The 13,194-nt window shown below is 40.8% G+C and carries 10 protein-coding genes; 5 read left to right on the top strand and 5 right to left on the bottom strand.

The window, feature by feature from the left end; translation table 11 throughout:
• Positions 1-179: transposase (locus FTT98_RS03555; RefSeq protein WP_180003507.1), on the top strand; the 179-nt coding region annotated here is incomplete at its 5' end.
• A 144-nt stretch (positions 180-323) separates the two neighbouring features.
• Here FTT98_RS03555 and FTT98_RS03550 read toward each other — a convergent pair.
• The 4 genes from FTT98_RS03550 to FTT98_RS03535 form a co-directional block, all read right to left on the bottom strand.
• A complete protein-coding gene (locus tag FTT98_RS03550) occupies positions 324-2,963 on the bottom strand; it encodes a bifunctional aconitate hydratase 2/2-methylisocitrate dehydratase (RefSeq protein WP_180177001.1) in 2,640 nt (879 codons plus the stop codon).
• A 297-nt stretch (positions 2,964-3,260) separates the two neighbouring features.
• Complete coding sequence (locus tag FTT98_RS03545; protein WP_180177000.1) at positions 3,261-3,530, bottom strand: hypothetical protein; 270 nt, start codon at positions 3,528-3,530, stop codon at positions 3,261-3,263.
• 297 nt (positions 3,531-3,827) lie between these two features.
• A complete protein-coding gene (locus tag FTT98_RS03540) occupies positions 3,828-4,187 on the bottom strand; it encodes a hypothetical protein (protein ID WP_078188547.1) in 360 nt (119 codons plus the stop codon).
• 112 nt (positions 4,188-4,299) lie between these two features.
• Complete coding sequence (locus FTT98_RS03535) at positions 4,300-4,734, bottom strand: I78 family peptidase inhibitor (RefSeq protein ID WP_373685120.1); 435 nt, start codon at positions 4,732-4,734, stop codon at positions 4,300-4,302.
• A 298-nt stretch (positions 4,735-5,032) separates the two neighbouring features.
• Between FTT98_RS03535 and FTT98_RS03530 the strand changes: the two genes are divergently transcribed.
• From FTT98_RS03530 to xseB, 4 genes are all read left to right on the top strand, one after another.
• A complete protein-coding gene (locus tag FTT98_RS03530) occupies positions 5,033-5,680 on the top strand; it encodes a LexA family transcriptional regulator (protein WP_180176998.1) in 648 nt (215 codons plus the stop codon).
• Between the two features lie 15 nt (positions 5,681-5,695).
• Positions 5,696-6,991, top strand: a complete 1,296-nt coding sequence (locus tag FTT98_RS03525) for a Y-family DNA polymerase (protein WP_180176997.1) — start codon at positions 5,696-5,698, stop codon at positions 6,989-6,991.
• A 136-nt stretch (positions 6,992-7,127) separates the two neighbouring features.
• Entirely contained in the window at positions 7,128-8,408 is a 1,281-nt protein-coding gene (gene xseA / locus FTT98_RS03520) for an exodeoxyribonuclease VII large subunit (RefSeq protein ID WP_180176996.1), read from the top strand.
• Entirely contained in the window at positions 8,398-8,592 is a 195-nt protein-coding gene (xseB, locus tag FTT98_RS03515) for an exodeoxyribonuclease VII small subunit (protein WP_078188551.1), read from the top strand. The genes xseA and xseB overlap by 11 nt, the downstream gene beginning before the upstream one ends.
• A 71-nt stretch (positions 8,593-8,663) precedes the next feature.
• Here the strand turns inward: xseB and FTT98_RS03510 are convergent, their stop codons facing one another.
• On the bottom strand, positions 8,664-13,184 hold the full coding sequence (locus tag FTT98_RS03510; RefSeq protein ID WP_180176995.1) for a translocation/assembly module TamB domain-containing protein: 4,521 nt from the start codon (positions 13,182-13,184) through the stop codon (positions 8,664-8,666).
• Positions 13,185-13,194: the final 10 nt, after the last annotated feature.

Below are 13,194 nucleotides of genomic sequence, written 5' to 3'. Positions count from 1 at the left end.
CCGAACTAAAAATCTATAATCAGGAAATCAATAAAAGAAGAATTGGAATTGAGCATGTATTTGGCAGTTTGAAAACCTTCAAAATTCTTGCTGAGCGATATCGCAATCGAGGCAAAAGACTAGCATTAAGATTCAATCTAATTGCTGGAATTTATAACTTGGAGCTGAGTGAAAAATGACTTATGAAAGAAATCTAATATAAAAGATAAATTCTTTAGTTTCATAAGGCCAATTTCTAAATTACAGTTTTATTATTAGTAAGATTCTATTAAATAAAGAAAATCCCACATGACGTGGGATTTTCTTATTAACTACTTAATCAATTAAGACAATTGAGCAGCAGCAATTTTCTTAGTATCAACGTCTTTAGCAGCGTCAGTATAGTCGCCCATTTTGTCGAAGCTTAAGTATTGGTAGATGTCTGCAGACATGCTATCAATTTGAGCTGCGTATTCTTGGTACTCAGCTGGAGTTGGTAATTTACCAAGTACAGCAGCAACAGAAGCAAGCTCAGCAGAAGCTAAGTAAACGTTTGCGCCTTGACCTAAACGGTTCGGGAAGTTACGAGTAGAAGTCGATACACAAGTAGTGTTCGGAGCTACACGTGCTTGGTTACCCATACATAATGAACAACCTGGCATTTCTGTACGAGCGCCAGCTTTACCATAGATGTTGTAGAAACCTTCTTCCATCAATTGACGTTCGTCCATACGAGTTGGAGGAGCCAACCATAGACGAGTAGATAAAGAACCACCAGGAACTTTGTCTAGAAGTTTACCAGCCGCACGGAAGTGACCAATGTTAGTCATACATGAACCAACGAATACTTCGTCAATTTTTGTACCAGCAACGTCAGAAAGCAATTTAGCGTCATCTGGGTCGTTCGGGCAGCAAAGAACTGGTTCAGTAATTGTAGAAAGGTCAATTTCATACACTTTAGTGTATTCAGCATCTGGATCTGCTTTGATTAGGCTTGGGTTCGCTAACCATTTCTCCATGTTTTCTACACGGCGCGCCATAGTACGAGCATCGCCATAACCTTCAGAAATCATCCATTTCAACATAGTAATGTTTGATTTAAGGTATTCAGCAACTTTCTCTTCAGAAAGCGTGATAGAACAACCAGCAGCAGAACGTTCAGCAGATGCGTCAGAAAGTTCGAACGCTTGCTCAACAGTAAGGTCAGTTTCCATTTCTGTAAGGTCGATCTCAAGGATACGGCCAGAGAAGATGTTTTTCTTACCTTTTTTCTCTACAGTTAAGTCACCTTGTTGGATCGCAACGTAAGGAATCGCATGTACTAGGTCACGTAGAGTGATACCAGGTTGCATTTTACCTTTGAACTTAACAAGTACAGACTCAGGCATGTCTAGTGGCATAACGCCAGTTGCAGCAGCAAACGCTACAAGACCAGAACCCGCAGGGAAAGAAATACCGATTGGGAAACGAGTATGTGAGTCACCACCAGTACCAACTGTATCTGGAAGAAGCATACGGTTTAACCAAGAGTGAATAATACCGTCACCTGGACGTAGTGATACACCACCACGGTTCATGATGAAATCAGGAAGCGAGTGTTGCATTTGAACGTCAACTGGTTTTGGATACGCAGCTGTGTGACAGAAAGATTGCATAACTAGGTCAGCAGAGAAGCCTAGGCAAGCAAGATCTTTAAGTTCGTCACGAGTCATTGGACCTGTTGTATCTTGAGAACCAACAGTAGTCATCTTAGGTTCGCAGTAAGTACCTGGAAGTACACCTTGACCTTCAGGAAGACCACAAGCGCGACCAACCATTTTTTGAGCTTGAGTGAAACCTTTACCAGTAGCTGCAGGTTGAACTGGAGTACGGAATAAAGTTGAAGGTGCAAGACCAAGAGCTTCACGAGCTTTAGTTGTTAAACCACGACCAACGATAAGGTTGATACGGCCACCTGCACGTACTTCGTCTAGAAGAACTGGTGTTTTAAGTTCAGATTCAGCGATTTGAGCGCCGTCTTTGAACGCAGTTACTTTAGCAGCAGCGTGGTCAATTTTAAGCGTGATTTCGTCGCCCATGTTCATGTTTTGAACATCGATTTCTACTGGCAATGCACCAGCATCTTCCATAGTGTTGAAGAAAATCGGAGCAATTTTAGAACCTAAGCAGTAACCACCGTCTTTTTTGTTCGGAATGTGAGCAATTTCATCACCAAAGAACCAAAGTACAGAGTTAGTTGCTGACTTACGAGAAGAACCAGTACCAACAACGTCACCTACGTAAGCAACTTGGTTGCCTTTCGCGATAAGCTCTTTGATTTGGCTAAGTGGACCAACTTCGCCAGGAACTTCTGGATTGATACCGTCACGTACGTTTTTAAGCATTGCGTTAGCATGTAACGGAATGTCTGGACGGCTCCACGCGTCTTGTGCAGGTGACAAGTCGTCTGTGTTAGTTTCGCCAGTTACTTTGAAAACTGTAAGTTTGATTTCTTCAGGAACGTCTTTACGGCTAGTGAACCATTCAGCATCTGCCCAAGATTGCATAACTGCTTGTGCATTCGCATTGCCCGCTTTTGCTTTATCAGCAACGTCGTGGAAGGCATCAAATACAAGAAGAGTTTTCTTAAGTGCGTCAGCAGCTAATTCAGCAAGCTCTGCATCATCAAGAAGTGCAACTAAAGGAGCAACGTTATAACCACCAAGCATAGTACCTAGTAGGTAAACCGCACGTTCTTTAGTTACTAGTGGAGAAGTCGCTTCACCTTTTGCCAAAGCAGCTAAGAAAGCAGCTTTAACGTATGCAGCTTGGTCAACACCCGCTGGAACACGGTTTTCTAGTAAATCAACTAAAAATGCTTCTTCGCCAGCTGGTGGGTTTTTTAATAATTCAACTAATGCAGCTGTTTGAGCATCGTCAAGTGGCTTCGGTGGGACTCCGAGTGCGGCACGTTCTTCAACGTGTTGGCGGTAAGCTTCTAGCACGGTGTTATTCCTCTTTTTTAAAAAATTATTTACGCATTCCTGCTTTAAATAAAGCTACGCAAATAATATGGACTGCTAAATTTTACTAAAATTCCAGTTAAAAGTTAATGCACTACAAGTGTTTCTTCGTGATGCCCGTTATTTTATAAATAAATGATCCTCATATCGTTTATACATTAAGCAAAATCAATACTTAGAACACGCTTTTCTTGCGCATATTAACTTTTGACTAAAATTAACCATCAAAAAAAAGGCAACTAAATGTTGCCTGTTTTTATCTGTGTTGGATATTCCACCTTAGTGGACAGTGGTTGCAGCGATATATTGCTGAAGTTCTGCTCGATCGCCTGTAAATCTGAGACACCATTCGTCCTGACATGTGGTTTGATGTTGATTACTTGCAAAGCTGATATCAACCAAATAACGCTGAGAAAATTCATCTACTTTTTGGCGTAAAGTGACTTTATCTCCGATGCTGAGCACGTAGTTCCCACCACCGATAATTGCTACGCCTTGTCCATCTTCTAGGAGTAGATCTGAGTGATGCATATAACCTATAACGTCCATATTCTGCTCCTCTACTGTTTTTTATTCTCCATTTCATTATTCATTAAAAAGATTTGCTTTTCTATATTTATGATTTAGCAAGTTGTCACAATTTGTATTCCGCTCTGCTTAGGCTATTTTTAAATCTTTAAGCATCTCATGCTCAAGATGACCCTAAGAGAAATATGCATACGCGAAATAAGTATGAACTCAATCATATGGCTAAACGACGGATAGTTGCCCCGCTGTAACTACTCGCTGATGAATACAGCCTTTAGATTTCGCTTTACGCTTTTTCTCGCATAAAAAAACCGTTCCTTAGAACGGTTTGTAATCTGGCATTTCGGTATGCGGTGTTGCGATACATTTTTCAGTAAACTCAGCACGAATTTTTTCACGTGCTTTTTCAACATCAGCATTAATCTCAGCTTGCGGCAAGGCATAAACTTCATCAATGATGTTCAGGATAAAGCCTTTGGTGGTTTCATCCTCAATCTTGCTGGCATGCTCAACTGCTTTGTCTTTTTCAATTGCATTTTGACGATCTAACATAATCGTACGTGCAGCATTACCTACACTGCGGCAGTAACCCTGCCACTGCTCTTCAGGGGTTAATGGTTTTTTCTCAGCACAGCCGACCAAAGCCACCATAACGGATAAAGCAAATAACTTTTTCATGAACTTCTCCTTACGAGGGGCAATATAAAAGATCGTAATGGATTTGTCATTTAAATTAGTCGCAGCCGAACAAACAAAAAAAGCCCTTTCGGACCTTTTTTATGCGTTTGAATTAACCGCAAGTTGCTTGAATAATCTTTTGATTGATTGGATTTACAGTGACGGTGACACGCTCTACACGATAATCCATTGTCACTGGCTGCCCAGGTTTGACTAGACGGACAATTTGAGCTTGGCTAATCGCCTTGATCTGATTTTCTGTCAATTTTGCTTGGCCAATCAACGTCTTTGCCTTATCAGCAACACATTGGGTCTGGCTACTACGGAATAATACCCACTCTTCAACCACTTGCCCGTTTGGCAGATGGCAATACCCTACCTGACCATTTGCTTCATCACGAATTTCAAGTTTACCTTTTTGCTCTACACAATATTGGCTGGCTGGATTTGCCATACCAATTTTTTCTGGTGTATTTTCAGTTTGCTGTGTTGTGCTACAACCCGCCATAAATGCTGTCAGTGCAGCTAAAATCCATATATTTTTCATCATGTCTATTTCTGAATATAAAAATTTAACTTATCAAGTTTATGGCAAATAAACGAGTTGTTTATTGCAATTTTTAGCAATCCTTCTGCTTTCTGCGCTTGGGTAGCAATATGCCCTTGGTTCAAAATACAGCACGCCATTTTCTTTGAGCCGATGATGATTTTTGAAATATTTAAAACGACTCAACTTGTCGCAGTTTTGATTTTAAAGGTTTTATAAATTTGAAATTTGACCTGCCCAACGCGTATGCTAAAAAAGTAATTTTCTTCAAACACGCCACGTTGCGTAGGAGCAAAATATGTCAAAAAAACTGCCGATTTATTTTTCGGACCAAGCTTGGTCGTCTTTACAACAGCTCATGGGCGAAGATGGCAAACCCAGTTCCACCATCAATGCCCTGCTTGAACAGCAATCTCAAGAACCATCTAAAGATCCATTTTTGGATTCTTCGCTCAATGTTCAGCCTGTTCAGAAAAATACCCGTATTGAACTTCCCGTTGCCTTGGAACGTATTCCTGCTGGCCCAGCTTTCGCCAATAAAGATGTTTTTGAAAAAGTCTTAGACCTAAATGATTATTTGGTAATTAACCCGCTCGCTACATTTATTGCGCATGTCGATAGCGAGTCTTTACTCAATGCCGGCTTTGAAATTAATGATACTTTTTTAGTCGATCGTAGCTTAGAAGCCAAACATGGCGATATCGTGGTTGCACTGATTGATAATCGTGAAATCACCTTAAAGCGATTGATGATCACCGCAAAAATGTCAAAAGAAGAAATTGCCGACATTTTTGGTGACCCCAATAAAGTCTTACCCAAAATTTGGCTAAAAGCAGAAAATCCAGCCTATGCGCATATTATCCCTTCAGATAGCGAATCTATCGTTGTTCAGGGTGTTGTGACCTTTAATTTAAAGCAATTTTATAAGCGCTCATCACACACCTAAACACAAGAATTCGTCATGAAAGCTGAAAATAAAATATTTGCGTTAGTTGACCTCAACAACTGCTACGTCAGTTGTGAGCGTGTCTTTAACCCAAAGCTCAATAATGTCCCTGTCGTCGTGCTGTCCAATAACGATGGCTGTGTTGTATCACGAAGTCAGGAAGCCAAAGACCTTGGGATTAAAATGGCTGTGCCGGTCTATCAAATTCAAGATTTAATCCAACAACATCATGTTCAGGTGTTGTCGAGTAACTATGCTCTCTACACCGAAATGTCTAATCGATTTATGAATATTTTAGGCATGTATGTCGTCCCCGAAGACCGTGAAGTTTACTCGATCGATGAGTGTTTTTTAGATCTCACTGCCTATCAAGAACTGTTCGATTTAAGCCTATATGCCAAAGAAATACGAGATACGATCCTAAAATGGCTAGGTTTAACCTGCTGTGTCGGGATTGGTCGCTCTAAAACGGAAGCCAAAATGGCCAACCATTTTGCCAAAAAAAATGCTTATTTGAACGGTGTGTGCAATTTAGTTGAAATGGACCCTTGTTCCTCAGAACAACTCCTTGCGCAGACACCAGTCAATGAAGTTTGGGGCGTCGGTCGCAATCATACAAAAGCCCTGAATCAGCTTGGCATTCATTATGTTTTAGATCTGATCAATGCACAGCCTAAAGATATTCGAAAAAAATTTAGTGTGGTGATGGAAAAAACCGTCTTGGAACTGCAAGGTCTATCTTGTCTGTCTATTGAAGAAGAAGCACCGAGCAAACAGCAAATTATCAGTAGTCGTTCCTATGGTCAGCCTGTCTACGAACTGGAAGATATTAAGGCCTCTATTCGTGTATATATCGCGCGAGCCGTCACACGTTTAAGAGCAGATCATTCTCTATGTCGTATGGTGGGAGTTTTTATTCAAACGAGTCGCTTTAATTCTGCTGAAAAATACGCACCTTATCTGGCCATTACACTGAATGAGCATACCGATGACTTAATTAGTATCACCCAAGCAGCAACGCGTGCCGTCGAAAAAATCTTTAAAGCAGGATTTAAATATAAAAAAGCCGGTGTGGTGTTATTAGAAATCATTCCAAAACAAAACTTTACCCCAGATTTGTTTTGCGATATGGCGTTAAGACAAAGCCGTTTGAAACTGTCCGACACCATCGACGATATTCAAAAAAAATTTGGGCATCATTTTGTCTCGATCGGCTTAGCGCAGGACGATGCTGCAACATGGCGGATGAAAAAAAATCTGTGTTCCCCCGCTTACCTGAGTAATTGGAACGAACTGCTCCGTGTGAAATAAAACGTTTGATTGAAACGCTATGTTGTAGCGCCGCTTAGTCCTTCTATTGTTTTAACCGAAATGATCATTTGCAATTGCTGAATATTTATTTAGTATTTAAATGAATATTCATTTTTATATTCTCCTATTTTAAATTATGTCTGATGTTCAATTAACGCTGAGCGAATACCTATCTGCGGTCAAAGAAGTCATTCAGTTGGCTTTTGATGATGCCGTGTGGGTCAAAGCCGAGATTCGAAATTTAAACATCAAAGGTGGACATTACTATCTAGAATTAGCTGAAAAAGAACAAGAAAGCGATAAAGTCATTGCCAGTTGTAAGGCCACAATTTGGAAATTTACCGCAAATAAAGTTGTCGGAAAATTTGAACGTGAAAGCGGCATTGAGCTCAGTCGCGACTTAAATGTCTTGGTTAAAGTGCGTGCCAAATTTGACCCGCAGTATGGTTTTTCGGTCAATATCGAAGAAATTGATTCGAGTTATACTTTGGGTGATCTGGCTCGACGTTATCAACAAATTTTAGAGAAACTCACCAGCGAAGGTCTGATTCATAAAAATCGAAACTTGCCTACGCCATTTGATATTCAGCATGTCTTGGTTATCGCACCTGAAAATGCAGCAGGCTTAGGTGACTTTAAAAAAGATGCAGATGCACTACAACATGCTGGCGTGTGTGAATTTGTCTATCATGCTGCCACCTTTCAAGGAAATACCGCAGCACAAAGTATTCGAGATGCTTTAGCACTGGGTTTAAGACAGTGGGCCAATGACTTTCAAACTGCGCCAGATTTGATCGTGATTATTCGTGGTGGCGGTGCTGTTAACGATCTTGCTTATCTGAATGATTATGATTTGGCTGTACTTCTATCTAAGCGTAGCGTGCCAATTTGGGTCGGTATCGGCCATGAAAAAGACCGTACGATCTTAGATGAAATTGCACATCGTTCTTTCGACACCCCGAGTAAAGTGATTGGGGGGATTCGTAATCATATTGTTGAGCGAACTCAGGAAGTTTTAGAGGCATTACAAAGCATTCAACTACGCTCACAACATCAAATTGCTCTATATCAAAGTCAAAATGATCAGTTACTACAAGTCATAAAGACCTTGGCACAGAGTCAAATCAATGACTCAACTCAGCTATTACAACAATACCAAGATAACACTGCTTATTTTGCTCAGTTACAACTTAAAACAGCTACGCAGAATATTGAAATACTCATGCGTGAGACTTTACTGCAAAACCCTGCTCATGTGCTTTCCAAAGGTTATGCCATCGTCCGACAGCAAGGTCACGCCATTCGTGCAACGAAAAATCTTCAGCCTTCAACGCATTCACCGATTGAAATTGAAATGCAAGACGGTGTCATCACGGCTGACATTCAACATATACAGGTAAAAAATCATGACGACTGATACACTAAGTTTTAAAGAAGGCTATGAAGTTTTAAAACGTAATGCTGAATTACTCGAATCTCAGCAAGAACCCGACATTGATAATCTTATGAAAATCGTTGAAGAGTCGATGCAAGCCTATAAAGCCTGCAAGACTCGTGTTGAAGCAGTACAACAGGCACTGAATGATACGTTTAAAGATTGATTTCTCAGCTCATCATTTGTATAAAAAACGCAACCTAAGCTGCGTTTTTTATACTCAAATTTTGACTTCTCTTAGAAGCGCCAGTTATAGAACAAGTCGATTGCACGCTCTAAAGACTGACTCGCTTCCAAGTACAAACGTTGATTCATTTGATAACGTAAGGTCAATTTATTCACAGGTGTAAATACTCCGACGCCATAACGAATGAATAAGTCAGGTGTGATATAACCCGTCACAGAAACCTGAGTATCATCTCCTGTTCCTTGAGCATCCAATGCCAAACCACTCAGACCAAATGTACGACCAATTTGATTGGTCAATGCACGTGTACCACCCAAGCCCATACTAATACCGGCTGCAGCAATCGTGTTGTTCACATCAGAACGGAAACCTTCCGCCTGACTTAAACCTGAACTTCCTTCATTGATACGACCTGTAATTAAAGCATTTAAGGCTTCTTGTTCAGATAGACCTGCATCGTTATACACCTGAATCGCAGGACTTGATGCCGTACCCGTCACACGAACCCCAACAGTACTACCTTGCACGGCTTTATTGGCATCGATATCTAAAGTTGGGTTTGCCAATGGTCCATTAAAACGGGCAATCGCACGGTTCAAGTCCAGACTTTGACCATAAGCTTCGATTTTCACACGCTGAGAAACACCGATTGCACCATTGGCACGCATTGCTGTTTCTAAACCACGTTGTGTCAAATTCAAACGACCAATCAACGGAATTCGGCTATCAAAACCTTGGAAAATCACTTGATTACCAATGTTCACCTGTACATCTGCGCGAATATCCCAAGGACGTGCCGATTTTAAGATTTCAAGTTGGTTATCACCTTCATGTACCACACGTACATCTGAAGATACCCCAACCACTGTTGCAGACGATTCTGGCATCGAAATCAATGCACGCGGCACATCAATTTTACCTTTTAAGGTTAATTTCTTACTGAAAGGCAGCACATCTAAAGATAAATCAGGCGTTACAACAGCGGTGATCAATGGCGCTTGACGGACTAACATTTCATTACCCGTTAAATTCAACTGGATACGTGGATCATTTTTCCAGTCAATATTTCCGGTTAATTTGCCCACACCACGCCCACTGTTAAATGCACCATCAATCGTCGCATGGTTTTGACGTACAGCAGAATACAACTGAATATTGGTCAAGTTCACAGGCAATGAAATCATGCTAATCGAGCCATTTTTCACTCGAATCTCACCATCCATTAAAGGCTGTGACAATGTTCCGCTAATTTTTGCCGCATAAGACAACGTACCGCCCATTGAACGGACATCTTGTATAAATGGTTTTAAGATTTTCAATTGAACTTGGTTAAAGGCCACTTCACCACGGATCGGTTTATTGGCTTTATACGGATCAATAATAATATTGGCATAACCTGTACCAATATCTGGGGCTTTGGTATCGAGTCGAATTTGTAGCCCTTCAGCGACACTTTTCGCCATCAAGCCAACTTCATCATATTTTAAAGTGGATGCTAAATACTGTGGATCTTCAGCTGCTAAACCAAGTAAACCGTCACGAGTCACTAAACGTGCATCAATTTTAGGTTTTGCACCTTTCGCCCAAGACGCTTTTGCATAACCATTCACTTTACCCGTAATCGCCAGGCCTTCAGGCATAAATGCTGCAAAATCATTTAAGTCTAGGTTCTTTGTCACAAAGGATACATTGCCGCGGTTTTTATTCACACGAATCGGCTGATCAAAACATAATTCACTTTGCTGGCTCATCCAACAATGTGCGCCAACAAATAAGTCAGACTGTGCAGTGTTGTAAATAATCGATGCATTTTGACGCTGCACAAGACGGGTACGTAAGGAGTCAAAATCGCCTTTTTGAATCTGACCAAGCCAATTATTTTGTGCGTTAAAACCACCAGCTAACTGCACATAAAATTTTGATAATTTATTTTCAGCACTGACTTTTAATAAATGCGCATTACGTGTTCCTGCTAGTGAAATTTGACCTTTCACAATCTCACGGTTGTTACTGCGTAAATTATCCATCGTTGCCGTTAATAAACTTGGTGAAGTCGCAGAAGTTGGCAACTCGCCTTGCACCCGTATTTTTTTCACACTGAATAAATTATTAAAAGCAAAATCATCTATTGCGATATTGGCAGATGCTTGCAGTCGTGGTTGTGCTTGAACATTTAAGTAGCCATAAGCACGTCCACGTAGGCCTGCATAAATTTCATATAATACCGGTGCATTAATTTTCAATTGTAAATTTTGTGCATTACCTGTGGCTTGAATTTGGTTATTGGCATAAGCCAACAGTAAATTATTCGCTTCAAACTGTTTTGGCATAAAACCAGATTGATTTGAATTAATCACCATCGCCAAGTTACCTTGACCACGGACAGGTTTGTTATTGATCATACCTGCCAAATTCAGACGTTCAATTTGAATACGTTTTAGCGTATCTGACCACACACCACTGGTTTTTAAATTTCCAGATAATTCACCCCGTACATTTGAGGCAAAGTAATGCGGCTTAAAATGCACCAGTGATGCATTGATATCCCAACCAATGGCTTTTTGTAGTAAAACTTGTCCATTGGCAGAAATTTTACCTGCCACGCCATCATGACGTAGCTCGGCTATTTTAATTAATTCAGGTGTACCCGATACTTTGAAAATCAAACTGCCTTTACTTGCGGCAACTTGGCTTGCATTGAGGCCACCATTATAATTCACAGCAAAAGCTTTAAAGCCTCCACCTTGTTTCTCATCATGGAAAGTCAGCGCAGCAGTAGATTGACCTGTTAAATGAACCGTTTCATTTTGCTGTGCTAGTCGGCCTAACAAATCAATATTATTCAGCTGAATAATCTGTTGATTTGGTTTTGCATAACCATTGGCTTTTAATGACCCTGTAATTTGATCGACAGGCGCAGCAGCTACGATGGTTTGCGGATTGAACTGCTGTGCTTGTACATTGGCTTGCCATTTCAGCATACGTTTTTGATCAGGCAATTCTACAACTGCATTACCTTTGAGCTGACCTTTGTCGGCCACATAACTAAAGGCAGGGACATTGAGATTGTTATTTTTCAGATTCAGTTTGGCTTGATATTGTCCAGCAGGCAGAGCACCTTTTTCATGTCTTGACACGGTGGTCGCCACATTAATGTTTTGCTGACCTTCTGTAAGCGCCAATTGCACATTGCCCGAATCACTACTCAACCATCCAACATATGGCACTGCACGGTCTATATTTTTCCAAGACACATCCATCAGCATCGGCTGAGCTTTATTATTTTTAGCAGGCGCTTGATCAAGTTTTAAATTCCAAGTTTCATATTGGTCAAAATCCACCAACGCCGTCAGGTGCATACCTTTTTCAAGGGTCCCTTTAGACGCAATCTTACTGTTTAAATTTACAGGTAGAAAATCTTGAACCACTTGCGGGATCAGCTTATGTTTTGGATTAATTTTATCTAAACGACCGCTTACATCCCAAGTGACCTGATCTTTCCAACTCACCACGCCACCCAAATTGACAGCGCCGCCCATCACTTGACCATTTAGGTTAGTAATATCAAGTTGGTTGACCAAGTCCGTACTCATGAGCGCAGTATATTTACCTTCAGGAATATTGGCCCCGCTCAGGTCCGTGTCTAAATCTAAATTGAGACGCTGAATATCCCCTTTGAATTTTGCCAGCCCATTTTTAGCAAAGAGCTTTTGCTCAGTCAGTAAAGGTAAATGATAGTTTTTAAATTTAAGCGCACCAAACATCGGGACATGTGGACGCATTGGATGGACCACTGCCCATCCTGTTAAAAGATCAGGCGTATGAGTTGCCACACCGGCTTGAATCGTATCAAGAGATCCTTTAGCCACCACTTGAATATCATGAATTTTCAGGCTTTCACGTAATGAAGGTAAATTAACAATCCCCACAGCATTTAGCGGATACTTGCCTTCAAATTTCATATTCCCCGAGGCTTGGCGCACAGATAAATAGCCCATATCCATACGGGTATCTTCAAATTTTAATTCCGTCCCTGACCAAAGCGCTTCATTTAATTCAATGTCATAGAAATCCACACCAGAACTATGGGTTTTAATCAACATATGATCTAGATCTGCATGATCGACACGAAGTACGAAAGGCAGACGGATTTCACTAAATGCAAAAGGTTGATCGCTTGGCGGTGTCTTGGTAATAATTTGCAGATTTTTAACATCTGCCTTATTTAAATGAATTTCTTTATTAATAATGGCGCGCCAGCCGAGTGTAATATCGGCACGGTCAATCTTTACATCGACAGGTTTTAGCGTAACGAGGACATTTCGTAGAATAATGCCCCGCCACAGGTTACCACCTTCATATTCATAGTGAATGATTTGCTGACGTTCCAGAACACGGTCAAGTAAAAACTTACTGCCTTTGTCTGTAGAGAACATAACTGCTAATGCAGCCACCAAAAAGATAAGCACGAACACGAAGGTCAAAATGACACTTCGAAGAATACGACGCTTCTTCGGCAGTTGTTCTACCGGCGTTTCGTTTTCTGGTTCTTGCTGCTCTTGTTCAGTCATAAAAAACACA

Source organism: Acinetobacter sp. YH12039 (assembly GCF_013420015.1).
Lineage (GTDB): Bacteria > Pseudomonadota > Gammaproteobacteria > Pseudomonadales > Moraxellaceae > Acinetobacter > Acinetobacter amyesii.
The sequence above is the reverse complement of the archived record's forward strand: the minus strand, read 5'-3'. Positions and strand labels throughout refer to the sequence as shown.

Coding starts and splice junctions, on each gene's coding strand:
- FTT98_RS03540 (WP_078188547.1), bottom strand. CDS start 4,187: ATGAAAAAGTTATTTGCTTTATCCGTTATGGTGGCTTTGGTCGGCTGT.
- FTT98_RS03510 (WP_180176995.1), bottom strand. CDS start 13,184: ATGACTGAACAAGAGCAGCAAGAACCAGAAAACGAAACGCCGGTAGAA.
- xseA (WP_180176996.1), top strand. CDS start 7,128: ATGTCTGATGTTCAATTAACGCTGAGCGAATACCTATCTGCGGTCAAA.
- xseB (WP_078188551.1), top strand. CDS start 8,398: ATGACGACTGATACACTAAGTTTTAAAGAAGGCTATGAAGTTTTAAAA.
- FTT98_RS03545 (WP_180177000.1), bottom strand. CDS start 3,530: ATGGACGTTATAGGTTATATGCATCACTCAGATCTACTCCTAGAAGAT.
- FTT98_RS03535 (WP_373685120.1), bottom strand. CDS start 4,734: ATGAAAAATATATGGATTTTAGCTGCACTGACAGCATTTATGGCGGGT.
- FTT98_RS03530 (WP_180176998.1), top strand. CDS start 5,033: ATGTCAAAAAAACTGCCGATTTATTTTTCGGACCAAGCTTGGTCGTCT.
- FTT98_RS03525 (WP_180176997.1), top strand. CDS start 5,696: ATGAAAGCTGAAAATAAAATATTTGCGTTAGTTGACCTCAACAACTGC.